Source organism: Azospirillum humicireducens (assembly GCF_001639105.2).
Taxonomy (GTDB): domain Bacteria; phylum Pseudomonadota; class Alphaproteobacteria; order Azospirillales; family Azospirillaceae; genus Azospirillum; species Azospirillum humicireducens.
This window is the reverse complement of record NZ_CP028903.1, coordinates 913,965-938,859: the sequence shown is the minus strand read 5'-3', so window position 1 is coordinate 938,859 and position 24,895 is coordinate 913,965. Positions and strand designations below refer to the sequence as shown.

Sequence of the window (24,895 nt, the reverse complement as noted above, 5' to 3'; positions counted from 1 at the left end):
GATGAGCAGCCCGCCCTCCGCCGCTCCTGTGACCGCCCCGATCCCCGTGGACGGTGTGTTCCGCCGCCGCTGGTTCGGCCTGCGTCCGGTGGCGTTGCTGGAGCTTGCGCTGTTCTTCGGCGTGGCGCTGGGGCTGGATGTCTGGCTGGGCTCCGGGCTGCGGTTCGAGGGGGTCCAGCCGCATCCCTTCTGGATCCCTGTCCTGCTGCTGGCGATCCAGTACGGCACGAACGAGGGCGTTCTGGCGGCGCTGGCTGCGACAGCGGCGCTGCGGCTGGGCAATGTGCCGGACGCCGGCATCACCCAGGACCTGTACGACCATCTCTTCACCCTGTCGCGCGAGCCGATCCTGTGGCTGGTCGCCGCCGTGCTGTTCGGCGAGCTGCGCATGCGCCATCTGCGCGAGCGGGAGGAATTGCGCGCCGGTCTTGCCGCCGCCCGGCAGGAGGCGGAGGCCATCGCCCGGTCCTACCGTGCGCTGAAATCGGTCAAGGAGAGCCTGGAGACCCGTGTCGCCGGTCAGCTGCGCACCGTCTTCACCCTCTATCAGGCCGCCAAGTCGATCGACCGGCTGGACGAGGGAGAGGTGATGCTGGGCGTCGCCGACCTCGTGCGCACCGTCATGCAGCCGGAGAAGTTCTCGCTGTTCCTGCTGAACAACGACGTGCTCGAATCGGTGACGAACGAGGGCTGGGACGACGACAACGACACCTATGCCCGCTGGTTCGACAGCGGAACGGCCCTGTTCCAGCAGGTGATCGCCCGCCAGCGCCAGGTCTGCGTCAGCCGCGCAGAGGACGAGCGCATCCTGGCCGGTGAGGGCATCCTGGCCGGACCGCTGGTCAGCAGCGACACCGGCGAGGTCATCGGCATGGTGAAGATCGAAAGCCTGGGCTTCACCGACCTCAGCGTCAACACGGTCGAGAATTTCCGCATCCTGTGCGAATGGATCGGCACCGCGCTGGCCAAGGCGCGCCAGTACCGCACCGCCAACGAACAGCGGGTGTTCACCGACGACGCCCTCTATTCCTCCAGCTACATCGGCCGTCAGGCGGACTTCCTGGCGCTGCTCGGGCGCCGCATGGGGTTCGAGACCACGGCCATCACCATCCGCCCCATCGGCATCGCCCGCCTGTCGGTGGGCCAGCGGGCGGAACTTGCCGCCGCCATCGGCGAGGCGGTGCGCGGCAGCCTGCGCGACACCGATCTCGCCTGCGATTTCGGCCATCAGGGGACGTCCTTCGGCGTCGTGCTGGCCGGTACGCCGCTCGACGGCGCCCGTCTGGTGGAGGCGAAGCTGGAGCGCGCCGTCCGGCAGTCCCTGCCGGCTGAACTGGCAGACATCACCATCGGCTTCACCACCCGGCGGATCGAAACGCCTGCGGATGGACGGGCGGAAGGCCAACCGGAAGGGCCGGCGGCGCAATGAAGGCCCAATCCTCTGTCCTGTCCTCCGCCGCTTCCGAGGGTCTTGCCGGCGACCGGCCGTCCGCCGGCGTGGGCGAGCTGCTGCTGGTGGCGCCGTCCGCCGGTCTGCTCGACGCCGCGGTGGCGGCATTGGCCCTCTCGGATCTGCCCTTCGCCCTGCCGGTCGGCGCGGCGCTACATCTGGCGCTCTGCGGTCTGGTCGGGCTTTGGGTGCGCGGACTGGTGCGGCGTGGGCGCGACCTGCGGCTGGCCGGGCTTCTGCTGGTCACCATGGTGCCGCTGGGTCCGGTCGGGGCCGCCTGCACCGTGGCGACCGCGGCGCTGCTGGCGCTGTTCAGCCGCTATGCCACCGGGTTCCAGGACTGGTATCTCTCCCTCTTCCCCGACAGCGAGATCGGCCCGGCGCGCGAGCTGTACGAGCTGATCGTGAGCGGGCGGGAGACCGCGCATCTTGCCGCCGGCGAGTCCTTCACCGACGTGATGTGGATGGGCTCACCGCAGCAGAAGCAGGCGGTGATCGCGCTGGTCGCCCGCCATTTCCGCCCTGCCTTCACGCCGGCGCTGAAGGCGGGCCTCGCCGACGCCGATCCGTCCGTCCGCGTCCAGGCCGCCACCGCCACCGCACGGGTGGAGCATGAGTTCAACGAGCGCTGGCTTGCGCTGGACCATGCCGCGCGCGACCGGGCGGAGGATGCGGACGCCCTGGCCGCGCTCGCCCGCCATCTCGACGATTACGCCTTCTGCGGGCTGCTGGATCCCAACCGCGAGGCGGAAATTCGGGAAAGGGCGCTGGAGGGCTATCGCCGCAGCCTGGAGCTGGCCCCCGATGACGACGGCATCCGCCTCGACCTCGGCCGGCTGCTGCTGCGCTGCGGACTGGCGGCGGAGGCGGCGGACAGGCTGGAGCCGCTGGTCGACCGCACGGCCGACCGGCGCATCCTCTTCTGGTACGCCGAAAGCCTGTTCCGGCTGGGCCGGTTCGCCGAGCTGCGGGCGCTGCCGGGCCGCCGGTCCGACCTGCTGGGCGGCGAGGCCGAACTGCCGCACACCCTGCATGATGTCTTCGCGCTTTGGCGCGGAGATTCGACAGAGGCGGTTCCGCCGGGCGCCGGCGCTCCGGAGCTTGCCGCATGAGCCTTTCGTCACCCGGAGCCTCATTGCCCGAAGCGCCCCATGCCCCCAAGGCCGACGTCTGTCTGCTGATGGAAGGGTCCTACCCCTATGTCGCGGGCGGCGTGTCGACCTGGACCCATGACCTGATCCGCTCCCACGCCGACCTGACCTTCCATGTCGTCGCCCTGGTGGCCGACCGCGGCGCCCGCCGGCTGGCCTACGAGCTGCCGCCCAACGTCACCGGCCTGACCCATGTCTATCTCCAGGATCCGCCCGCCGGCTGGCGCTGGCAGCCCGGAACGGCGCGGCTGGTGGCGGCGTTGGAGGCGCCGCTCGGCCGGCTGCAGCAGGGCGGCGGGCTGGCGGAGGTGGCCGAGGTGCTGCGGCTGCTGGCGCCGCGGCGCGGCCGGGTCGGCAAACGGGCGCTGCTGAACTCCGAGGATGCCTTCCAGATGGTGGTGCGCATGTGCAGGGCAGCCCTGCCGGACGCCTCCTTCCTTGAGTATTTCTGGGGCAGCCGCGCGCTGATGAGCGGGCTGTTCGCCACGCTGCTGGTGCCGATGCCGCAGGCTGGGGTCTATCATGCCGTCTCCACCGGCTATGCCGGGCTGTTCGCCGCGCGGGCGAGGCTGGAGACCGGGCGTCCGGCGCTGCTGACCGAACACGGCATCTACACCAACGAACGGCGCATCGAGATCCTGATGGCCGAATGGCTGTTCGAGGGTGGCGACACCTCCCTGGTGCTCGACCGCAAGAAGCGCGACCTGCGGGATCTGTGGCTGGACACCTTCGCCAGCTACTCCAAGGCCTGCTACGACGCCTGCGACCGCATCATCACCTTGTATGGCGGAAACCAGGAGTTCCAGCGCCGCCAGGGCGCCGATCCGGCCAAGCTGATGATCGTGCCCAACGGCATCGACTATGCCGGCTATTCCCAGGTCCGGCGCGATCCGGAGCCGCGCCCGCCCACCATCGCGCTGATCGGCCGCGTCGTGCCGATCAAGGACGTGAAGACCTACATCCGCGCGGCCGCCATCCTGCGCGAGGACATTCCCGGCCTGAAGGCGATGATCCTCGGGCCGCTGGAAGAGGACCCCGGCTATGTCGAGGAATGCCGCACCATCGTTGCGCATCTCGGGCTGGAGCAGACGGTGGTCTTCGCCGGCCGGGTCAAGCTGACCGACTGGCTGGGCCGGGTCGACGCCATCGCGCTGACCAGCGTCAGCGAGGCGCAGCCGCTGGTGATCCTGGAGGCGGGGGCGTCCGGCGTGCCGACGGTGGCGACCGACGTGGGGTCCTGCGCCGAGCTGCTGCTGGGCCGCCCGGACGAGGATCCGCCGCTGGGGCCGGGCGGGGCGGTGACGCCGCTGGCAAGCCCGCTCGACACCGCGCGGGAACTGCGCGCGTTGCTGCTCGACCGCCCCTGGCGCGAGCGCTGCGCCCAGGCCATCGCCCGCCGCGTCGCCCAGTCCTACGACAAGGTCGCCATCGACCGCATCTACCGCGCCATCTATGACGAGCACATCGCCATGCCGACCCGGCCGACGCTTGAGCAACCCGGTTTCCACCCGAGCGGGGCGGCCTGAGATGGCCGGCATCGGCTTCGCGCTCCGCCGGCTGGCCCGGCGCGACGACCTGCTGGGCGTGCTGCAGGGCTATGCCCATTCCGCCTTCATCACCTCGGGGCCGTGGATGTTCACCATCCTGGCGCTGGCCGGCATCACGCTGTTCGGCCGCGATCTGGTGGAGATGGAGCAGCTGACGCAGTTCCGCGTGGTGGTGATCTACAATTTCTGCTTCTCGGTGGTCCTCACCGGGCCGCTGGTGATGGTCGCCACCCGCTATCTCGCCGACGCCATCTATGCCAAGGAGGTGGAGGCGGCGCCGGGCATGCTGCTGGCGACGCTGGGGCTGGCCTATGCCATCGCCGGGCTGACCGCCGGCCCCTTCTATCCGCTGTTCAGCGGGCTGCCGCTGCCGGTGATGCTGGGCGGGTTGGCGAATTTCTTCCTGGTCTGCGGCATCTGGGTGGTGTCGATCTTCCTGTCGGCGCTGAAGGACTATCTGGCCGTCACCGTCGCCTTCGGCGTCGGCATGGCGGTGGGCATGGCCGCCACGCTGCTGCTGGGCGACCGCCATGGCGCCGCCGGCATGGTCTGGGGCTTCTCATCCGGGCTGGCGGTGATCCAGTTCGGGCTGATCGCGCGGGTGCTGGCCGAATATCCCTATCCCGTCGGCCGTCTGTTCGATTTCCTCAGCTATTTCCGCCGCTACTGGGACCTTGCCCTGATCGGGCTGTTCGCCAATGCCGCGGTGTGGACCGACAAGTGGATCATGTGGTTCGCACCGGAACGCGAGATCGTCTCCGGCGCCATGACGATCTACAGCGCCTATGACGGCGCCATGTTCGTCGCCTACCTGACGACGCTGCCGGCGCTGACCCTGTTCACGGTGAACATCGAGACCCGCTTCTTCGAGCATTACCAGGGCTTCTACCGCGACATCCAGAAACACGCGACCTTCGACCAGATCGCGCGCAACCACCGTGCCATCATCGCCGCCCTGCTGGACAGCAGCCGCAATCTGGTGATCCTGCAGGGGGCGGTCTGCGCCGTCTGCATCTTCCTGGCCCCTATGATCGTCGGCGCCATCGGCCTGCAGTACCAGCAGATCGGCATGTTCCGCTTCGGCGTGCTGGGCGCCTTCTTCCAGGTGATGTTCCTGTTCTGCACGGTCATCCTGGCCTATTTCGACCTGCGGGCGCGGAACCTGACGGCGCAGCTGGTCTATCTGGCCGCCAATGGCGGCTTCACCCTGCTGTTCAGCCGCCTGGGATTCCCGTGGTACGGCTACGGCTATTTCCTCGGCTCGCTGGTCGCCTTCGCGGTCGCCTATCTGATGGTGGCCGACGCGGTGCGGCGTCTGCCCTACTTCGCCTTCGTCGCCAACAACCCGTCGGTCCGATGACCCGCCGCCCTGTCGCCGCCCTGCTGAGCGGCCTCCTGCTCGCCGCCTTCCTGCTTCCGCCGACCGCCGGGGCGCAGGAGATGCTGCCCACCGACCGCACCGATCCCGGTCACCTGCGCCCGCCCTTCAGCGCCTACGAGGCCCCGCAACCCGGCCGCGAGCCGCGCCCGCGCCGCACCGAAAGCCGCCGCGTCTACGCCCTGCCGCAGGGGTTGAAGGGCCTTGCCACCTTCGACCGCACGCTGTCGCATCTGTGCCAGCGCGGCGCCTTCCTGCAGGAGATCGACGGCCTCTATTGGGCGGCGACGCCGGAGTTCCGCTATGGCGTCGCCTTTTCCGGCGGCGCCAATCTGGTCGATCCGCAGAACCGGCGCCAGCCCGGCAAGGTCTATTTCTTCCGCAACCAGGACAGCCGCTGCAGCGTCTGGGTCGGCGATCAGGCGAAGCTGATGCCGCACCACATCGGCGGCTGATTGCGGCACCTGCCTGCCGCGGTCAGGCCGTGACCTTGGCCTTCTCCGCGAACTGGTCGTAGGCTTCCAGCGCCTGGGCTGCATACATGACGGATGGGCCGGCGCCCATGTAGACGGCCATGCCCATGGTCTCCATCACCTCCTCGCGGGTGGCGCCCTGCTTCACCGCGGCCTCGGCGTGGAAGGCGACGCAGCCGTCGCAGCGGATGGCCACGGCAATGGCCAGCGCGATCAGTTCCTTCGTCTTGGTGTCGAGCGCGTTCGCCTTCAGCGCCGCCTGGGCGATGCCGGAAAAGGCCTTCATCACCTCCGGCGCGCCGCCGCGCAACTCGCGGATGGCGCCGGACAGTTCGACCGTCATGTCGGGCCAGTTCTTGTGCATGATCCGTATCCTTCTGTGAGCGCTGGAGATCAGTTGAAGGCGCAGCCGGGGCGGGCGCCGGCCTTCTTCAGCACGATGGCCAGCGGGCAGAAGCCGGTGAAGGCGGCCTGCAGCATGTTCGCGCCGACGAAGGCGGGCAGCCACAGCCACGCCATGCTGTGAAGCTGCGACAGGGCGAGGCCGGCCAGGATGACGGTTCCTGCGAAGGCCATGACGATGCGGTCGATGTTCATGTGTCCATTCCCGAGGCGGTGCGGCCGGGGCGCCCGCTTTCGGGCGACCCCTGCATGCTTTCGTTGACGCTAAATTAGATTTACCTTATTAAATGGTCAAGCGTCAAACCGAGAGCCACAGGCCAGGGCTTCCCATCATGAGCACCCGCAAGAGCGCCTTTCCGGCGCTTCCCATCCTCGCCCTCCTGCTGTGTTGCATTTCCGTTCCGCTTGCGGCGGAGGAAGGCCGCATGACCGTGGAAAGCCGGCCCGTTGAGGATCTGAAATCCGTCTTCGCCACGGTGGACAGCGTCCGTCAGGCCAAGGCGCGGACCCGGATCGGCGGCACCCTGTCCGGCCTGACGGTGCTGGAAGGCGATCGGGTGGAGGTGGGGCAGGTGATCGCCACGGTCGGCGACCCGAAGCTGCCGCTGCAGATCGCGGCGCTCGATGCCCGTCTGCAGTCGCTCCAGGCGCAGCAGCGTCAGGCGGAGATCGAGCTCGACCGTGCCCGCCAGCTGCGCGCCACCGGCATCGGCAGCCAGCAGAAGCTCGACGACGCGACGACCGCGCTCGACGTGGTCCGCGCCCAGATGGCCGCCATGAAGGCCGACCGCGCCGTGGTCGAACAGCAGCTCCGGGAGGGCAACGTGCTGGCCCCGGCGGCCGGCCGGGTGCTGCAGGTGCCGCTGGTCGACGGCGTCGTGGTGCTGGCGGGGGAGGCGGTGGCGACCATCGCCACGGAAAGCTACGTGCTGCGCCTGCGCCTGCCCGAGCGTCACGCCCGCTTCATGAAGCAGGGCGATCCCGTTCTGGTCGGCGCCCGCGGCCTCGCTCCGGATTCGGCGGCGGGCCTCGCCCGCGGAACGGTGCGCCGGGTCTATCCCGAACTGGAGGACGGGCAGGTGGTGGCGGATGCCGAGGTCTCGGGCCTCGGCGACTATTTCGTCGGCGAGCGGGTGCGGGTTCTGGTCGCCACCGGCAGCCGCGAGGCGATTCTCATCCCACCGGACTATCTGGCCCGGCGGCTGGGGCTGGACATGGTGCGGCTTGCTGGCGGGGTCGAGATCCCGGTTCAGGTCGGGCGCCCGGTTCCGGGTGAAGGTTCGAGTGCCGTCGAGATCCTGTCCGGCCTGCGGCCCGGCGACGTGATCGTCAAGGCGGGGGCGGCACGATGAGGCTCGGCCTGTCCGGCTGGCTGACGCGGACCTTCATCCGCTCGCCGCTGACCCCTCTGCTGCTGCTGGCCTCGCTGGTGGTCGGGACGGTCGCCCTGCTCTCCCTCCCGCGCGAGGAGGAGCCGCAGATCAGCGTCCCGATGGTCGAGGTCCATGTCCGCGCCGACGGGCTGCGCGCCGACGATGCGGTGGAGCTGGTGACCAAGCCGCTGGAGGAGATCGTCAAGGCCATCGACGGCGTCGAGCATGTCTACAGCCAGACGCTGGACGACGGCGCCGTCGTGACGGCCCGCTTCGTTGTCGGCACGCCCTCCGACAATGCCATCCTGCGCGTGCACGAGAAGCTGCGCGCCAATTACGACCGCATGCCGCTCGGCATTCCGGAACCGCTGGTCGTCGGGCGCGGAATCGACGACGTGGCGATCCTGACGCTGACGCTGTTTCCCCGCGCGGAAGCGGCGGCGCGCTGGGATGACAACGCGCTGTGGACGGCGGCCGACCGCATGCTGGCCGAGCTGGTGAAGACCGAGGATGTCGGCCTGACCTACATCGTCGGTGGCCGGCCGGACCAGATCCGGGTGGAGCCGGACCCGGAACGCCTCGCCCTGGCCGGCGTCACGCTGAACCAGCTGGTCGACAAGGTGAGGAACGCCAACCGCTCCTTCCAGGTCGGACAGCTGCGCGCGCGGGGCGGCAGCCTGCCGGCGGTGGCGGGCCAGACCCTGCAGGGCGTTCCCGACATCGGCCTGCTGCTGCTGACCACGCGCGACGGGCGCCCGGTCTATGTGAAGGACGTCGCCGATGTGATCGTCGGTGCCCGGCCGGAGGAGGCGCGGGCCTGGCACATGGTGCCGGACGGCAAGGGCGGGCTGACCCGCGTGCCGGCGGTCACCATCGCCGTCGCCAAGCGGGCGGGGGCCAACGCCGTGGTCATCGCCGACCATGTGCTGGAGCGTCTGCACGCCCTGCGCTCGGCCGGACTGCCGCCGGACCTGGAGGTCGCCGTCACCCGTAACTATGGCGAGACGGCCGACGAGAAGGTGGACGAGCTGCTGTTCCATCTGGCGCTCGCCACCCTGTCCATCGTGCTGCTGGTGGCTGCGGCCATCGGCTGGCGCGAGGGGGCGGTGGTCTTCGTGGTCATCCCCACCACGATCCTGCTGACCATGTTCGCCTCCTGGGCGATGGGCTACACCATCAACCGCGTCAGCCTGTTCGCGCTGATCTTCTCCATCGGCATCCTGGTGGACGACGCCATCGTGGTGGTGGAGAACATCGACCGCCACTGGTCGATGCGCGACGGCCGCTCCCGCATCCAGGCCGCCATCGAGGCGGTGGCCGAGGTCGGCAACCCCACCATCGTCGCCACCCTGACGGTGGTCGCGGCCCTGCTGCCGATGATGTTCGTCTCCGGCATGATGGGGCCGTACATGAGCCCGATCCCGGCCAATGCGTCGGCCGCCATGCTCTTCAGCTTCTTCGTCGCCATGGTGCTGACGCCCTGGCTGATGGTGAAGCTGCGCCGCGGCGGGATGCCGCCCGCGCATGGCGATCGGGAGGGGGGCCATCATGGCGGCGCCGAGGCCCATGGCGGGCGCCTTGGCCACTTCTATCTGGCGGCGGCGCGGCCGGTGGTGCGCAGCAAGCGGTCGGCCTGGGCCTTCCTGCTGGCGGTGGGCGTCGCCACGCTGGCCTCGCTCCTGCTGTTCTACAGCAAGGACGTGACGGTCAAGCTGCTGCCCTTCGACAACAAGTCGGAGCTTCAGGTTGTCGTCGATTTGCCGGAGGGTGCGTCGCTGGAGGATACGGAGCGCGCGCTGTTCGCCGCCGCCGACCGCATCGCCGGCCTGCCCGAGCTGACCGGCATCCAGGCCTATGCCGGCACCGCCTCGCCCTTCAACTTCAACGGCCTGGTCCGCCAATCCAATCTGCGCCGCCAGCCGCACAAGGGTGACCTGCAGGTCGCTCTCGCGGCTCGGGCGGAACGGTCGCGCTCCAGCCACGAGGTGGCGATCGACCTGCGCCGGCGGCTTGCCGCCGTGCCCTTCCCGGCGGGGACCGTGGTGAAGGTGGTGGAGGTTCCGCCGGGGCCGCCCGTGCTGTCCACGCTGCTGGCCGAGATCTACGGTCCGGATGCGGAAACCCGCCGAAAGACCGCCGCTCTGGTGCGCGAGGCGTTCCGGCAGGTCGATTTCATCGTCGATATCGACGGCACCGTCCGCCAGCCGGGGGAGCGCCTGCGCTTCGCCCTCGACCACGGCAACCTGGATTTCTTCGGCGTGGAGGAGGAGGCGGTCTACGACACGCTGCAGGCCCTGCTCGGCGGGGTGCCGGTGGGGTATTCCCATCGCGGCGCCGGGCGGTTGCCGATGGAGATCTCCGTCCGCCTGCCGAAATCGGACCTGTTCCTGTCGGAGCGCGTGCTGGCGACGCCGGTGCCCGGCCGGCGCGGATCGGTGGAGCTTGGCAACCTCGTCACCATGACCAGGGAGCCGGCCTCCCATCCGGTTTTCCGGCATAACGGGCGCTTCGCCGAGATGGTGCAGGCGGAGCTGGCCGGCAGGTTCGAGGCGCCGATCTACGGCATGCTGGCGGTGCAGGACCGCCTGTCGCAGATCGACTGGCGCGCCGTCGGGCTGGACCGTCCGCCGGAGGTGCGGCTGCATGGCCAGCCGGCGGACGAAACCCGGCCCAGCATCCTGTGGGACGGCGAATGGGAGATCACCTATGTCACCTTCCGCGACATGGGGGCGGCCTTTGCCGTCGCCATCCTCGGCATCTATCTGCTGGTGGTGGCCCAGTTCGGCAGTTTCAAGCTGCCGCTGGTCATCCTGGTCCCGGTGCCGCTGACGCTGATCGGCATCCTGCTCGGCCATTGGCTGTTCGCGGCGCCCTTCACCGCCACGTCGATGATCGGCTTCATCGCGCTGGCCGGGATCATCGTCCGCAATTCCATCCTGCTGGTCGATTTCATCCGCCATCTGCGCGACGATCCCAAGGGGCATGACGGACGTCCGATCCGCGACATCGTGCTGGAGGCCGGGGCGATCCGCTTCAAGCCGATCCTGCTGACGGCGCTGGCCGCGATGATCGGGGCGGCCTTCATCCTGACCGACCCGATCTTCCAGGGGCTGGCGATCTCCATGCTGTTCGGGCTTGCCAGTTCCACCCTGCTGACCGTTCTGGTCATCCCCGCCATCTACGTCGCGCTTCGCGGCGGCACCCCGTCCCCGGCCTCAACCCCACCACCGGCGTGATCGAGCCGAAGCCGTACGGCTGACCGGATGCCGAATCGGGCGGAGGGGCGCTGGCGCCTCCGCCCGGTGTCAGTCGCCCGATGCGGGCGTTCCGAGCGAGGCGAGATAATGGTCCTCCCACTGGCGGCAGGCATCCAGCTCGCCGAACAGCCATTGGCGGAACAGCCGGATCTTCGGCAGGTCGGCGGTCGATTTCAACGTGACGAAGCCATGCCCCTGCGCCCGCAGGCCGCGGGTGGGGAAGGGGACGACCAGCTGCCCGGACTGAAGCTCCTGCCGGGCGAGCAGAAGGCTGTCCAGGCACACCCCCATGCCGTTCACCGCGGCGTTGATCGCCATGAAGGAGCGGTCGAAACGCAGGCCGCGGTCCATATCCAGCTGCACGCCGCGGTGCCGGCGCGCCCAGTCGCGCCAGCCGACGATGTTGATTTCCGAATGGATCAGGACATGGCGGCTCAGATCCTTCGGCTCGCGGATCGGGACCAGCCCGTCCGCCAGCGCGGGCGAGCACATCGGCACGATGATGTCTTCCGGGAACTGCTCCAGCATGCAGCCGGCCGGCGGCGGGCCGGGGTTGTAGCGGATGTCGACGTCCACCGCGCCCGCCGTCAGGTCGATGGGTGAGACCGAAGCCTGCAGCCGGATGTCGATGGCGGGATGCAGCGCCTTCACCCGGTTCAGCCTTGGCATCAGCCATTGGGTGGCGAAGCTGGGCATCGAGCGGACGGTGAGGATCTCGGTGCCGCTGCCGGACGTGGTGACGTTGCGGATCGCGGTCTCCATCCGGGCGAAGGCGCCGACGATCTCGGTGGCGAAGCTGCGCCCGGCATCGGTCAGGGCGACCGAGCGGTGAACACGATGGAACAGCGGCAAGCCAAGCTGTTCCTCCAGGATTTTCACCTGATGGCTGATCGCCGACGGCGTCAGTCCGAGATCCTCCGCCGCAGTCGCGAAGGAACCGAGCCGCGCAGCGGCCTCGAACGCCTGCAAAGCCTTGATTGAGACCCGTTTCCGCATCGCGCCATTCACATGAATTCTGCTCAACAATGAGCGATCTTATTCGTTTGTCGAATTCACCTCAAGATCATAGGATCACCTCAATCATCGGCTGGACGAATCATCGGTCGGCCGCAGCGAAATCACCACAACCGAGCGAAACCGACGCTCCGCCCGCGGCATCTCTTTCGCCGCCACGGCGGAGCCTGCTTCGACAAAGGGAGCGAGCATGCTGCTGTCCAACAAGGTCTGCGTGATCACCGGCGCCGCGTCGCGCCGTGGCATCGGCCGGGCGACCGCGAGGCTTTTCGCGCTGCATGGCGGGCGCGCGATCATCCTGGACCTCGACGGCGCCCAGGCGGCCGAAGCGGCCGCCGAACTGGGCGAGGCCCATCGCGGCTACGCCTGCGACGTGACCGACCGCGACGCCTGCTTCGCCGCCGCGACCCGCGTGGTCGAGGAGTTCGGCCGCATCGACGTGCTGGTCAACAATGCCGGCATCACCCAGCCGCTGAAGTTCATGGACATCGGCCCGAAGAACTACGAGGCGGTGACCGACGTCAGCCTGCGCGGCACGCTGTACATGAGCCAGGCGGTCGTCCCCCACATGCGGGAGCGCAAGTCGGGCTCCATCGTTTGCATCTCGTCGGTGTCGGCGCAGCGCGGCGGCGGCATCTTCGGCGGCCCGCACTACAGCGCGGCCAAGGCCGGCGTGCTGGGCCTCGCCAAGGCGATGGCGCGCGAACTGGGGCCGGACAATGTCCGCGTCAATTCGGTGACGCCCGGCCTGATCCAGACCGACATCACCGGCGGCAAGCTGACCGACGAGCTGCGGGCGGAAATCCTGAAGGGCATCCCGCTGAACCGCCTGGGCGACGCCGAGGATGTGGCCCGCTCCTGCCTGTTCCTGGCGTCGGAGCTGTCCTCCTACATCACCGGCGCCACGCTCGACGTCAACGGCGGCATGCTGATCCACTGATCCCGAAATGCTGGAGACACCTTCCGTGGACACCGCACTCGACACCACCCCGCTGGGGCACAATGTGCCGCTGGCGGAACGCGCCTACCGCATCCGCCGCAACGCCCTGCTGATGGGCGAGGTGCAGGGGCAGGGTTATATCGGCCAGGCGCTCGACATCGCCGACGTTCTGGCGGTCTCCTACTTCCACGCCATGAAGTACCGGCCCGAGGACCCGCATTGGGAGGAGCGCGACCGCTTCCTGCTGTCCAACGGCCATTACGCCATCGCCCTCTATGCAGCCTTGATCGAGGCCGGCATCGTCCCGGCGGAAGAGCTGGAGACCTACGGCAGCGACGACAGCCGCCTGCCGATGTCGGGCATGGCCAGCTACACGCCGGGTATGGAGATGTCGGGCGGCTCGCTCGGCCTCGGCCTCAGCATCGCGGTCGGCATCGGGCTGGGGCTGAAGCGCAAGAGTTCGGCGAGCCGCGTCTACACCCTGTTCTCGGACGGTGAGCTGGACGAGGGCTCGGTGTGGGAAGCCATCATGTCGGCCGCCCATTACAAGCTCGACAACCTGATCGCCATCGTCGACGTCAACAACCAGCAGGCCGACGGCCCCTCCACCCAGGTGATGGCGTTCGAGCCGCTGGTGGACAAGCTGGAGGCCTTCGGCTGGTTCGTCCAGCGCATATACGGCAACGACATGGACGCGGTGGTCGCCGCCTTCGACGCCGCCAAGTCGCACCCCGAGGCCAAGCCGCGGATGATCGTCTGCGACACCAAGATGGGCAAGGGCGTGCCCTTCCTCGAAGCCCGCGAAAAGAACCATTTCATCCGTGTCGACGCGCACGAATGGCAGCTGGCGCTGGATGCGCTCGACGCCGGGAGGACCGCATGAGCACCGCTGCGAACACCACTGCGAAGCCGCGCCTGAAGACCTCCGCCATGATCGCCTCGATCGCGGCGGAAGGGCAGCGGACCAGGCCGGCCCCCTTCGGCCATGCGCTGGTCGAGCTGGCGAAGCAGCGGCCGGAGATCGTCGGCATGACCGCCGACCTTGGCAAATACACCGACCTGCACATCTTCGCCCAGGCTTATCCCGACCGCTTCTATCAGATGGGGATGGCCGAACAGCTGCTGATGGGTGCGGCGTCGGGCATGGCGCATGAGGGCATGATGCCCTTCGTCACCACCTACGCCGTCTTCGCCTCGCGCCGGGCCTACGACTTCGTCCACCAGACGATTGCGGAGGAGAACCGCAACGTCAAGATCGCCTGCGCCCTGCCTGGCCTGACCTCCGGCTACGGCCCCAGCCATCAGGCGGCCGAGGATCTGGCGCTGATGCGCGCCATGCCGAACATGGTGGTGATCGATCCCTGCGACGCGCACGAGATCGAGCAGGTGGTGCCGGCGATGGCCGCGCACCAGGGGCCGGTCTACATGCGCCTGCTGCGCGGCAACGTTCCGCTGGTTCTGGACGAGTACGACTACACATTCGAACTCGGCAAGGCCAAGCTGCTGCGCGACGGCGCCGACGTGCTGGTCATTTCGTCCGGCATCATGACGATGCGGGCGCTGGAGGTGGCGCAGCGGCTGGAGGCCGACAAGGTCGGCGTCGCCGTGCTGCATGTCCCGACCATCAAGCCGCTCGACACCGAGACCATCCTGCGTGAAGCCGGGCGCACCGGCCGCATGGTGGTGGTGGCGGAGAACCACACCGTCATCGGCGGGCTGGGCGAGGCGGTGGCCGGCACCCTGCTGCGCGGCGGCGTCGCCCCGGTCTTCCGCCAGATCGGCCTGCCGGACGAGTTCCTGAAGGCCGGCGCCCTGCCGACCCTGCACGACCTCTACGGCATCTCCACCGACGCCATGGCGGCGAGCATCAAGGGCTGGCTCTGAGACGAGCGTTCAGCCGACCCGATCACACCCGCTCAACCAACAAATGCCCATAGGGAGAGGAATCCGATGAAGAAGCTGCTCTTGTCGCTGATGGTGGGTGCCGCCCTGGTCGCGTCGCCCGCCGCCTGGGCCCAGCAGGTCCTGCGCCTGGCCCACAACGCGGCCCCCGGCAACCCGAAGGCGGAAGCCTCGCTGAAATTCGCGGAGCTCGTCGCCCAGAAGACGCAGGGCCGGGTGAAGATCGAGGTCGGCGGCAGCGCCCAGTACGGCGACGACGTTGAGGCGCTGACGAGCATGCGCCTGGGCACGCTGGCCTTCAGCGCCAACTCGCAGGGCACCACCTCGGGCGTCGTGCCGGAATATGCCGTGCTGGGCCTGCCCTTCCTGTTCCAGTCGCTGCCGCAGGCCTGGAAGGTTCTGGACGGCCCGGTGGCGAAGAAGCTGGACGACGCGTCCAAGACCAAGGGTCTGGTGCTGCTGGCGATGTGGGACAACGGCATCCGCCATGTCTCCAACAACATGCGCCCGATCACCAAGCCGGAGGATCTGGCCGGCATCAAGATCCGCACGCCGCCGGATCCGATGACGGTGGATATCTTCAAGGCTCTGGGCGCCAACCCGACGCCGCTGGCCTTCTCCGAACTCTACATCGCGCTCCAGCAGGGCGTGGTGGACGGGCAGGAGAATCCGTTGACGAACATCCATTCGTCCAAGCTGTTCGAGGTGCAGAAATACATCTCGCTGACCGGCCACAAGTATGAGGCGACCCCGTTGCTGGCCAGCAAGATGGTGTTCGACACCTTCTCGAAGGCCGATCAGCAGGCGGTGCTGGAGGCGGCGGCGGAAGCCGGCAAGCTGAACCGCGAGATGTCGGCCAAGGCCGACAAGGAGCTGCAGTCGAAGATGGAGGCGGCCGGCGTCAAGTTCAACACGGTGGACACCGCCCCCTTCGTCGCCAAGACCAAGTCCGTCTACGACAAGTGGGAGAAGCAGTTCCCTGAGCTGGTTGCGCTGGTCCGTAAGGAAGCTGCGGCCGGGGCGGCGCAGTGATGACGGTTTCCCACGAGCGGGAGCATGAGGTGGCGGGACTTCCCGCCACCCTTCTCCAGGCGGCCGATGGCGCGATTTCCGCCAGCGCCGCAGCCGTGGCGATCCTGTCGCTGGTCGTGCTGTTCCTGTCGCTGGGGGCCGAGGTCGTGGTCCGCTATCTGACCACCCAGGGCATGGGCTGGCCGTCGGAGCTGCCGAACCTGCTGTTCCCCTGGCTGGTGATGGGCGGCGTGGTGCTGGCGGCACAGAAGGGTGCGCACATCTCGGTCACGCTGCTGCTGGACATGCTGCCGCGCAATTCGGCCCGGACCATGCTGCTGGCGATGCAGGTGGTTGTGGCCGCGACCTTCTTCTATCTTGCCTACATCGGCCTTGCCGTCATCGAGATCACCGGCAGCGAGATCTATCCGGTGACGGGCGTCAGCGCCCGCTGGGCCTATCTGTCGCTGATCGCCGGCTTTGTCGGGGTCGGGCTGACCGCCGTCACCACCTTCCTGCGCCTTCTGATCGCCGAGGATCCGCGGTCAGTCCGCGCGCATGTGTCGGAGGAAGAGATATGACCGCCATGATGATCGCCGTCTTCGGCGTTCTCCTGTTCCTCTCCTTTCCCGTCGGCTATGCGCTGGTCATCAGTTCGGGTGCCGCCGTCATGACGCTGGGCTCCGTCCCCACCGTCATCTCGGTCATCAAGCTGTTCCAGCCGACCCAGAGCTTCCCGCTGCTGGCCATTCCCTTCTTCATCCTGTCCGGCGCGCTGATGATGAGCGGCACGCTGGGCCAGAAGCTGGTGCGCTTCGCCGCCGCCCTGGTCGGGCGCTATCACGGCGGGCTGGCGCAGGTCACTGTGGTCGGCTCCACCATCTTCGGCGGCGTGTCCGGCTCCGCTGTTGCCGAGGCGTCGGCGCTGGGATCCATGCTGATCCCCTGGCAGAAGCGCGAGGGCTATCCCGCCGCCTTCAGTGCCGCGACGACCGCCTCCTCGTCGGTGATCGCCGGGCTGATCCCGCCCTCGATCCCGCTGATCCTCTATGCGGCGGTGTCGAACGCCTCCATCGCCTCGCTGTTCCTCGCCGGCATCCTGCCGGGCCTGATGCTGGCCGGCGGCATGATGATCGTCTGCTATGTCAGCGGCCGCATGCGCAACTTCCCCCTGCTGATGAGCGAGGGCGGGCTCAGGGCGCTGGCGACGGCAACCGTCGCGGCGCTGCCGGCGCTGCTGATGCCGGCCTTCATCCTGGTGCTGCTGCGCTTCGGCATCGCCACCCCGACCGAGGTCAGCGTCATCGCCGTCGCCTATGCGCTGCTGGTCAGCATCCTGATCTACCGCGACCTGACGGTGAAGCGCATCTACGCCGCCCTGATGGGGACGGTCGTGACCACGGGCGTGGTCATGCTGGTCATCGCCGCCTCCAACCTCGTCGGCTATGTGCTGATCACCGAAGCCATCCCGAACGCGGTCGCCGGCTATGCGGAAAGCGTGCTGAAGGAGCCGTGGCTGATCATCCTGGCGATGAACCTGATCATGCTGGTGGTCGGCATGTTCCTCGACCTGCCTGCGGCGATCCTGCTGCTGGGTCCCACCTTCGTCGCCGTCGGCAGCGCCATCGGCATGGACACGATCCAGCTCGGCATCATGATGGCGGTCAATCTCAGCATCGGCCTGTTCACCCCGCCCATCGGCACCACCCTGTTCATCGCCGCCGCCATCTCGCGCGAGCCCATCGGCGCCATCGTGCGCGAGCTGTGGCCCTTCTATCTGGTGGCGCTGATCGTGCTGGGGCTGGTGTCCTACGTGCCGGCGACGATCCTGTACTGAGGGTCCGTGAGTTCCCTCGGCCGTCATCCCCGCCTTCGCGGGGATGACGGCCGACAATGGTGTCGAAAAGCTCGCGGGCTCCGACCCGGCGGCACTTCAAACCCAAGGCCCAATCCAAGGATGTTCAAGCGATGACGACAGTCGGTTTCATCGGCCTCGGTTCCATGGGCATGCCCATGGCGCGCAATCTGCTGGCGAAGGGCTTCCGGGTCAGGGGCTTCGACATGCGGGCCGAAAGCGTGCTGGCGCTTGAGAGCGTGGGCGGAACCGGGGCCTCCAGCGCCGCCGAGGCCGCGGCGGGGGCGGACGCGCTGGTCCTGATGGTGGTCAATGCCGCCCAGGCCGACGCGGTCCTCTTCGCCGACGGCGCGCTGGAGGCCCTGCCGGCTGGCGCGGCGGTGATTTTGATGGCGACCTGTCCGCCGGGTGCGGTCGCCGCCCTGGCGGAGCGGGTGGAGGCGGCCGGGCGCCGCTTCGTCGATGCCCCTGTCTCAGGCGGGGTGGTGGGGGCGGTCGCCGGCACGCTGTCGATCATGGCGGCGGCTCCGGCGGCGGTCGTGGAGGGTGTCCGCCCGGTCCTGGCCGCCTTGGGCGACAAGGTCTTCCATGTCGGCGAAAGGCCGGGGCAGGGTGCCACGGTGAAGACCGTCAACCAGCTGCTGTGCGGCGTCCACATCGCCGTGGTGGCGGAGGCCTTCGCGCTGGCCGCCAAGGTCGGCGTCGATCTGAAGGTCCTGCTGGAGATCATGAGCGGGTCGTCGGCCTCGAGCTGGATGCTGAAGGACCGCGGTCCGCGCATGCTGGAGGCGGAGCCGGAGATCACCAGCGCCGTCGACATCTTCGTCAAGGATCTCGGCATCGTGCTGGAGGCCGGGCGCGACGCCAAGGCGGCCCTGCCGCTGGCCGCCGTCGCCCACCAGATGTTCCTGGCGACTTCCGGCCGCGGCGAAGGGTCGATGGACGACAGCCAAGTGATCCGCAGCTACCACGCGGTCAACGGCACGCCCTTGCCGCGCTGAGACTGAGGTCCGGGAGCCCTTTTCAGGCCCCCGGCACCACCCAGGGCCGGGCCTCGGCGTCGGTCCGGTCGAAGGCGTCGATGGCATCCTGATGGCGCAGGGTCAGCGCCACGTCGTCCAACCCCTCGACAAGGCATTCCTTCTTGAAGGGGTCGATGGCGAAGGACAGCGCCCGCCCGTCCGGGCCGGTCAGGGTCTGGGCCGGCAGATCGACCGTGACGGAGGCGCCCGGTGCCTCCTGAAGCTGGCGTCGCAGCGCCGCCACCGCCTCTTCGGGCAGGGTGATGGTCAGCAGCCCGTTCTTGGCGGCGTTGGCGGCGAAGATGTCGCCGAAGCTGGGGGCGACGACGCAGCGGAACCCGCCGTCCACCAGCGCATAGACCGCGCCTTCCCGCGAGGAGCCGCAGCCGAAATTGCGGTCGCTCACCAGAACGGCGGCACCGGCATAGGCCGGGTCGTCGAGCGGGAAGCCCGGCTTGCGCTCGTCATGGAACAGGAAGTTGCCGTAGCCGGCGCTGCGCGGCTTCTTCAGGAAGCGGGCGGGCAGAAGCTGGTCGGTGTCGATGTTGGCGATGTCGAGCGGCACCGCCGCTGCGGTCAGCGTGACGAAGGGTTCCATCCTCAGGAAACTCCCAGCTTGCGGACATCGGTGAGCCTGCCGGTCGCGGCGGCGGCGGCGGCCATCGCCGGGCTCATCAGATGGGTGCGGGCGTTCGGCCCCTGGCGGCCGGGGAAGTTGCGGTTGGTGGTGGAGGCGCAGCGCTCCCCCGCCGGAACGAGGTCGCCGTTGATGCCCACGCACATGGAGCAGCCCGGCTCCCCCCAGTCCAGACCGGCGTCGATGAACACGCGGTCCAGCCCCTCCGCCTCCGCCTGCCGGCGCACCGGGACCGAGCCCGGAACCACCAGCCCCGGCACCACCGCGCGCCGGCCGCGCAGCACGGCGGCGGCGGCGCGCAGATCCTCCAGCCGCGCGTTGGTGCAGGAGCCGATGAAGACGCGGTCGATGGCCACCTCCTCCAGCGCCATGCCGGCGGCGAGGCCCATGTAATCCAGCATCTTGCGCATCTGGCCGGCGCGCACCGGATCGGCCTCCGCACCGGGATCGGGAACTGCCGCCGTGACCGGAACCGCGGTTTCCGGGCTGGTGCCCCAGGTCACCGCCGGGGCGATGTCGGCGGCATCCAGCGTCACCTCGCGGTCGAAGACGGCGCCCGCATCGCTGGGCAGGGTCCGCCAATGCTCCACCGCGCGGTCGAACAGGGCGCCCTTCGGGGCGTAATGCCGTCCCGCGATCCAGGCGACTGTGGTGTCGTCGGGGGCGATCATGCCGGCCCGTGCGCCGGCTTCGATGGACATGTTGCAGACGGTCAGCCGGCCTTCCATCGACAGGGCGCGGATGGCGCTGCCGGCATATTCGATGACATGGCCGGCGGCGCCGTCGGCACCGATGGCGGCGATCACCGCCAGGATCAGGTCCTTGGCGGTGACATGCGGCCCCAGCATCCCGTCGACGGTGATGCGCATGGTCTTTGGCCGGCGCTGCCACAGCGTCTGGGTCGCCAGCACATGCGACACCTCGGTCGCGCCGATGCCGAAGGCCAGCGCGCCGAAAGCGCCGTGGGTCGAGGTGTGGCTGTCGCCGCAGACGATGGTCAGGCCGGGCAGCGTCAGCCCCTGTTCGGGCGCCAGCACATGGACGATGCCCTGGGCCGGGTCGTGCAGGCCGAAATGGCGCAGGCCGTGACGGCCGGCATTCGCCTCCAGCATCGTCACCATGTTGGCGATCTCGGGATCGGCGATGGGCTTGGCCCGGCTGTGCGAGGGCACATAATGGTCGGCGACGGCGAAGGTCAGCTCCGGGCGGCGCACCTTGCGGCCGGCATGGTCGATCATGCCGAAGGCGTGGAAGGAGCCCTCATGCAGGAAATGACGGTCGATGGCGAGCAGGGCCTGACCGTCCGGCCGGGTCGCCACGACATGGGCGTCCCAGACCTTTTCGAACAGGCTGCGTGGCTGCGAGGTCATCGGTTGCTTTCCTCCTTTACGGCGCGTGCAGCGGCGGAGCCGGCGATGCGCCCCAGCGCCACCGCGGTCAGCAGGCCGTTGCCGGACAGGTAGCCGGACGCCTTGGATCCCGACACGCCGCAAGCGGCCCCGCCTGCGGCATAGAGGTTGGGCAGCGGCGCACCGTCGCCGTCCAGAACGCGCGCGTCGTCGTCGACGACCAGCCCGCCCTGGGTGTGGAACAGCGCGCCGGTGACGCGGACGGCGCGATAGGGCGGGACCAGCGGGGCCGAACCGGTGAAGTCGCGGCCGAAGCCGTCTGTTCCGCTTTCCGCCTTCAACCGGTCGATGTCGTCCAGCGTTGCGGCGAGGGCGTCCGCATCGATCTTCATTTGCCGGGCAAGCTCGGCGGGGCTGTCGGCACTCAGCACCGCGCCCATCGCCTCGGCCTGCCGGAAATCCTCGAACTGGCGGGCGATGCCGGCGATGCGTTCGTCGAACACGGTCCAGGCGATGCCGTCCGGCTGGCGCAGCACCAGTGCGGCCTGCTCCGAATAGCCCTGCGCCTCGTTGGAGAAGCGCCGGCCCTCGGCATTCACTTGCACGCCGCCCTCGGTGATCGTCGCCCAGGTGACGAGGATGCCGGCGGGATGGGCGACGGAGCCGTGACCCTGGTGCCCGGACAGGTGCCGGGTGGTGGCGGCCAGCGCCTCGCCCCACAGCAGCGCGTCGCCCTGGTTGCCGGGATGGCCGAAATAGAGCGCCTCGGCCAGTTCCGGCACATGGCGTTCGACCAGCGCCTTGTTGCCGCCATAGCCGTTGCAGGCGAGGATCAGCGCGCCGCAGCCGACCCGCTCGACGCTGCCGTCGGGCCGTGTGATCTCCACACCGCGAACCAGCGCGCCATCGGCATATAGCGCGGTGACATGCGCCTCGCACAGCACGTCGATGCCGGCAGCCTCCACCGCACCGCGAAGGCGGTCGATCAGTTCCGTCCCCGACCGGCTGGGCAGCCCATGCATGCGGCGGGCGCTGTGGCCGGGATAGCTGAAATTGTCCACCACCGAGAAGGGCAGGCCGTAGCGGTCGGCCAGCCATTCCAGCGTCGGCCCGACGGCCTGTGCGACGCGGGCGACTGCGGCCGGGTCGGGTTCTCCCTTCGCCTTGGCGATGATGTCGGCGGCGAAGCGTTCCGGGCTGTCCTCGATCCCGGCATCGCGCTGCCAGCGGGTGCCCGGCGCCGGGATCAGCCCGGCCGACAGGGCGGTGGAGCCCTGGGGCAGGGCGTCGCGCTCCAGCACCAGCACGTCGGCGTCCCGCTCATGGGCGGCGAGAGCGGCGATCATCCCGGCAGCGCCGCCGCCGATCACGACGACGGGGACGGTGAACTCGAACTCGACGCCATCGGCAGGCAGGATGCGGCCGATCATGCGGCTCATGGGCTTGCCACCTCCTCCATGATGCGGGCGACGGTCTCCACCCGGCAGACCGGGCGAAGCGCGGCGATGGACACCTCGTGCAGCTGCGGCGTGAAGGCGGCGGTACCGTCCTCCAGCACGATGGTGTCGAAATCGCGGACATGGGCGTCGCGCACGGTCGAGGCGACGCCGCCGTTGGTGACGATGCCGCAGACCAGCAGCCGCTCCACCCCGCATTTCGCCAGCACCCATTCCAGCCGCGACATGTAGAAGGCGGAATAGGCGATCTTCTCCACCTCCACATCGACGGGCTGGAGGGCGTCCACCGTACGATGCCCCCAGCTGCCGGGCTTGAAGTCGCCCTTGGCCAGGAAGGGCCGCAGAATCTTCAGGTGGGGCGAGATCATCGGCTCGCCGCCGCGGCCGGGGACGAGCGTGAAGTTGGTGGAGATCACCCAACCGCCGCGGGAGCGCAGCAGGTCGGCCAGCGGCCTCACCCGTTCCGGCAGCTCCAGGATCTCCGGCGCCGTCTGTCCGGCGCGGCCATAGGCGCCCTCGGGATGCAGGAAGTCGTTCTGCAGGTCGCAGACCAGCAGGGCGGTGCGCTCGATCGGAACGATGGCGGCGCTCATCGGGCGCTCCTTTCCACGATGACGTTGCCGAAGCTGTCGACGCGGGCGCTGAGGTCGGGGTCGATGACGGTGGTGGCGTCCGGCTGCTCCAGGATCGCCGGTCCCTGGATCACGGCGCCGACCGGCAGGTCGAGGCGGTTGTAGACCGCCGTCTCATGCCAGGCGCCGTCGAACCACACCGGCCGCGAGCCGGCATAGGCTCCCTCCACCGTCGTTCCGGCCGCCGGAGCGAGCGCGGAGAGGTCGAAATGTGGGCGGCGGCCGATGGCGGCGGTGCGCAGATTGACGATCTTGGCGCCCACCCCCGGCAGCAGCCGGCTGAAGGAGGCCTGATAGGCGCGCTCGAAGGCGGCACGGATGGTCGCCTCATCCACTCCGGTGGTGCCGTTCTCCACAGACACCGGCAGCGGCACGGCGACCGTGTGGGTCTGGCCGATGTAATGCATGTCGAGTTCGAAGACGAGGTCGATGCGCTCGACGCTGAGCCCGGCGGACTCCACCACCGCACGGGCGGCGGCGGCCTCCTCGACCATGCGGCGGTCGAGCGAGCCGGCGTCGATCCCCGCCAGCGGCAGGTTCACCGTCTGCACCTGATCGTGGCGGATGTCGGCGATGACGCAACCGAGTGCGGAGGTCACGCCGGGGAAGCGCGGCACCAGCGCCGCCTTCAGCCCGACCTCCTTGATCAGCGCGCCGACATGCAGCGCGCCGCCGCCGCCGAAGGGCACGGCGGCGAACTTGGCCGGGTCGTGGCCTCGCTCGATGGAGACGAGGCGGATGGCGCCGGCCATCTTGCTGTTGGCGATGCGCACCACCGCCTCCGCCGCCGCCATGACGTCGAGGCCGAGCGGTTCGGCGACATGGGTGGCGATGGCCTTGCGGGCGGCGTCGACGTCCAGCCGCGCCAGCTTGCCGCCGATGGGACGCTCGGCATTGATGCGGCCGAGCAGGACATTGGCGTCGGTCAGGGTCGGGCGGGTGTTGCCCTGGCCATAGCAGACCGGCCCCGGCCGCGAGCCGGCGCTCTCCGGACCGACCTGCAGCATGCCACCGGGATCGACCCCGGCGATGGAACCGCCGCCGGCGCCGATGGTGGTGATCTCGATCATCGGCGTGCGGACGACCAGACCGAAATCGATGGTGGTCTGGGCGGCCAGCATGGTCTGCCCCTCCACCACCAGCGACACGTCGAAGCTGGTGCCGCCGAGGTCGCCGGTGATGACGTTGGGAAAGCCCGCCGCCTTGGAGATCGCCGCCGCGGCGATGACGCCGGCCGCCGGCCCCGACAAAGCGGTGCGCACCGGCAGCCGACGGGCGGTGTCGGTGGACATCACGCCGCCGTTGGACTGCACGATGTGGAAGCGGCCGCCGAACCCTTCGCCGGCCAGCGCGTTGTCGAGCTTGGCGAGATAGCTGCCGACCACCGGCTGGAGATAGGCGTTCAGCGCGGTGGTCGAGGTGCGCTCGAACTCGCGGATTTCCGGCAGGATGCGCGAGGAGCATTCGAGGTTGGCGTTCGGCCACACCTCGCGCGCCGCCTCCAGCGCCGCCAGCTCGTTGACCGGATTGGCGTAGGCGTTGATGAAGACGATGGCGAGCGCCTCCGCCCCCTGGTCAGCCAGCCGGCGGGCGCAAGCGCGCACCTCCTCCGGGTCGATCCCGGTGCGGATGGTGCCGTCGGCCAGCGTGCGCTCCGCCACCTCCAGCCGCATGTCGCGGTCGACGACGGGGACGAAATCGCCCCACAGGCCCCAGGTGTGGCGGCGGTCGCGGCGGCGCATCTCCAGCACGTCGCGGAAGCCGGCGGTGGTGATCAGGCCGACCTTGGCGCCCTTGCGCTCCAAGAGCGCGTTGGTGCCGACGGTGGTGCCGTGGACGATGGAGCCCAGGTCCGCCACCGGGCCGAAGCTCTGCAGGCCGGCGAGGAAGCCGACCGCCTCGTCGCCGCGGTTGGACGGGACCTTGGCGGTGCGAAAACTGCCGCGCTCCTCGTCGTAATGGAACAGGTCGGTGAAGGTGCCGCCGACATCGACGCCGACGATGGCGCCCTTGGGGGCACCCTTGGAGATACCGTTGCTCATGGT

The 24,895-nt window shown here is 69.2% G+C and carries 22 protein-coding genes; 14 read left to right on the top strand and 8 right to left on the bottom strand.

The window, feature by feature from the left end; translation table 11 throughout:
* Position 1 precedes the first annotated feature (1 nt).
* Genes A6A40_RS21915 through A6A40_RS21895 form a run of 5 tightly spaced genes read left to right on the top strand, consistent with a single transcriptional unit; the run spans position 2 to position 5,981 of the window.
* The gene (locus A6A40_RS21915; protein ID WP_108547946.1) at positions 2–1,429 is read left to right on the top strand and encodes a GAF domain-containing protein; all 1,428 of its coding nucleotides are present in this window, start codon (positions 2–4) and stop codon (positions 1,427–1,429) included.
* Positions 1,426–2,562 carry a hypothetical protein gene (locus A6A40_RS21910; RefSeq protein ID WP_108547945.1) on the top strand — a complete coding sequence of 379 codons (1,137 nt, stop codon included), beginning with the start codon at positions 1,426–1,428 and terminating at the stop codon, positions 2,560–2,562. The genes A6A40_RS21915 and A6A40_RS21910 overlap by 4 nt, the downstream gene beginning before the upstream one ends.
* On the top strand, positions 2,559–4,127 hold the full coding sequence (pelF, locus tag A6A40_RS21905) for a GT4 family glycosyltransferase PelF (RefSeq protein ID WP_108547944.1): 1,569 nt from the start codon (positions 2,559–2,561) through the stop codon (positions 4,125–4,127). The genes A6A40_RS21910 and pelF overlap by 4 nt, the downstream gene beginning before the upstream one ends.
* Position 4,128: 1 nt before the next feature.
* Entirely contained in the window at positions 4,129–5,508 is a 1,380-nt protein-coding gene (pelG, locus tag A6A40_RS21900) for an exopolysaccharide Pel transporter PelG (RefSeq protein ID WP_108547943.1), read from the top strand.
* Positions 5,505–5,981 (top strand): hypothetical protein, encoded by a 477-nt coding sequence (locus A6A40_RS21895; RefSeq protein ID WP_108547942.1) that lies wholly within the window; start codon positions 5,505–5,507, stop codon positions 5,979–5,981. The genes pelG and A6A40_RS21895 overlap by 4 nt, the downstream gene beginning before the upstream one ends.
* A gap of 22 nt (positions 5,982–6,003) precedes the next feature.
* Here the strand turns inward: A6A40_RS21895 and A6A40_RS21890 are convergent, their stop codons facing one another.
* Together A6A40_RS21890 and A6A40_RS21885 are read right to left on the bottom strand one after the other, a co-directional pair.
* Entirely contained in the window at positions 6,004–6,363 is a 360-nt protein-coding gene (locus A6A40_RS21890) for a carboxymuconolactone decarboxylase family protein (RefSeq protein WP_108547941.1), read from the bottom strand.
* A 29-nt stretch (positions 6,364–6,392) separates the two neighbouring features.
* Entirely contained in the window at positions 6,393–6,596 is a 204-nt protein-coding gene (locus A6A40_RS21885) for a YgaP family membrane protein (RefSeq protein WP_108547940.1), read from the bottom strand.
* Positions 6,597–6,733: 137 nt separating this feature from the next.
* Here A6A40_RS21885 and A6A40_RS21880 point away from each other — a divergent pair, with 137 nt between their 5' ends.
* A complete protein-coding gene (locus A6A40_RS21880) occupies positions 6,734–7,753 on the top strand; it encodes an efflux RND transporter periplasmic adaptor subunit (protein WP_236783941.1) in 1,020 nt (339 codons plus the stop codon).
* Positions 7,750–11,010 carry an efflux RND transporter permease subunit gene (locus A6A40_RS21875; protein ID WP_108547939.1) on the top strand — a complete coding sequence of 1,087 codons (3,261 nt, stop codon included), beginning with the start codon at positions 7,750–7,752 and terminating at the stop codon, positions 11,008–11,010. Before A6A40_RS21880 ends, A6A40_RS21875 begins: the two co-directional genes overlap by 4 nt.
* Before the next feature lie 69 nt (positions 11,011–11,079).
* Here the strand turns inward: A6A40_RS21875 and A6A40_RS21870 are convergent, their stop codons facing one another.
* Complete coding sequence (locus tag A6A40_RS21870) at positions 11,080–12,027, bottom strand: LysR substrate-binding domain-containing protein (RefSeq protein ID WP_108547938.1); 948 nt, start codon at positions 12,025–12,027, stop codon at positions 11,080–11,082.
* Positions 12,028–12,235: 208 nt separating this feature from the next.
* Here A6A40_RS21870 and A6A40_RS21865 point away from each other — a divergent pair, with 208 nt between their 5' ends.
* The 7 genes from A6A40_RS21865 to A6A40_RS21835 all read left to right on the top strand — a co-directional run bounded on the left by A6A40_RS21865 (position 12,236) and on the right by A6A40_RS21835 (position 18,754).
* Positions 12,236–12,985, top strand: coding sequence for an SDR family NAD(P)-dependent oxidoreductase (locus A6A40_RS21865; protein ID WP_108547937.1), 750 nt, complete (start codon positions 12,236–12,238; stop codon positions 12,983–12,985).
* Positions 12,986–12,992: 7 nt separating this feature from the next.
* Positions 12,993–13,868, top strand: a complete 876-nt coding sequence (locus tag A6A40_RS21860; protein ID WP_418208621.1) for a transketolase — start codon at positions 12,993–12,995, stop codon at positions 13,866–13,868.
* Positions 13,865–14,869, top strand: coding sequence for a transketolase family protein (locus tag A6A40_RS21855; RefSeq protein WP_162363830.1), 1,005 nt, complete (start codon positions 13,865–13,867; stop codon positions 14,867–14,869). The genes A6A40_RS21860 and A6A40_RS21855 overlap by 4 nt, the downstream gene beginning before the upstream one ends.
* A 66-nt stretch (positions 14,870–14,935) precedes the next feature.
* On the top strand, positions 14,936–15,919 hold the full coding sequence (locus A6A40_RS21850; protein ID WP_108547935.1) for a TRAP transporter substrate-binding protein: 984 nt from the start codon (positions 14,936–14,938) through the stop codon (positions 15,917–15,919).
* A complete protein-coding gene (locus A6A40_RS21845) occupies positions 15,919–16,479 on the top strand; it encodes a TRAP transporter small permease (RefSeq protein WP_108547934.1) in 561 nt (186 codons plus the stop codon). Before A6A40_RS21850 ends, A6A40_RS21845 begins: the two co-directional genes overlap by 1 nt.
* A complete protein-coding gene (locus A6A40_RS21840) occupies positions 16,476–17,735 on the top strand; it encodes a TRAP transporter large permease (protein WP_108547933.1) in 1,260 nt (419 codons plus the stop codon). The genes A6A40_RS21845 and A6A40_RS21840 overlap by 4 nt, the downstream gene beginning before the upstream one ends.
* A gap of 56 nt (positions 17,736–17,791) precedes the next feature.
* Complete coding sequence (locus A6A40_RS21835) at positions 17,792–18,754, top strand: NAD(P)-dependent oxidoreductase (protein ID WP_335645198.1); 963 nt, start codon at positions 17,792–17,794, stop codon at positions 18,752–18,754.
* Between the two features lie 22 nt (positions 18,755–18,776).
* On the opposite strand, the gene leuD is transcribed toward A6A40_RS21835, so the two are convergent.
* The 5 genes from leuD to A6A40_RS21810 are packed head-to-tail and all read right to left on the bottom strand — an operon-like array spanning position 18,777 to position 24,892.
* Positions 18,777–19,373 (bottom strand): 3-isopropylmalate dehydratase small subunit, encoded by a 597-nt coding sequence (gene leuD, locus A6A40_RS21830; RefSeq protein WP_108547932.1) that lies wholly within the window; start codon positions 19,371–19,373, stop codon positions 18,777–18,779.
* A 2-nt stretch (positions 19,374–19,375) separates the two neighbouring features.
* A complete protein-coding gene (leuC, locus tag A6A40_RS21825; RefSeq protein ID WP_108547931.1) occupies positions 19,376–20,782 on the bottom strand; it encodes a 3-isopropylmalate dehydratase large subunit in 1,407 nt (468 codons plus the stop codon).
* Positions 20,779–22,200, bottom strand: coding sequence for an FAD-dependent oxidoreductase (locus A6A40_RS21820; protein ID WP_418208620.1), 1,422 nt, complete (start codon positions 22,198–22,200; stop codon positions 20,779–20,781). The genes leuC and A6A40_RS21820 overlap by 4 nt, the downstream gene beginning before the upstream one ends.
* On the bottom strand, positions 22,197–22,811 hold the full coding sequence (locus A6A40_RS21815; RefSeq protein ID WP_108547930.1) for a cysteine hydrolase family protein: 615 nt from the start codon (positions 22,809–22,811) through the stop codon (positions 22,197–22,199). Before A6A40_RS21815 ends, A6A40_RS21820 begins: the two co-directional genes overlap by 4 nt.
* Complete coding sequence (locus A6A40_RS21810) at positions 22,808–24,892, bottom strand: hydantoinase/oxoprolinase family protein (protein ID WP_108547929.1); 2,085 nt, start codon at positions 24,890–24,892, stop codon at positions 22,808–22,810. Before A6A40_RS21810 ends, A6A40_RS21815 begins: the two co-directional genes overlap by 4 nt.
* Positions 24,893–24,895 lie beyond the last annotated feature (3 nt).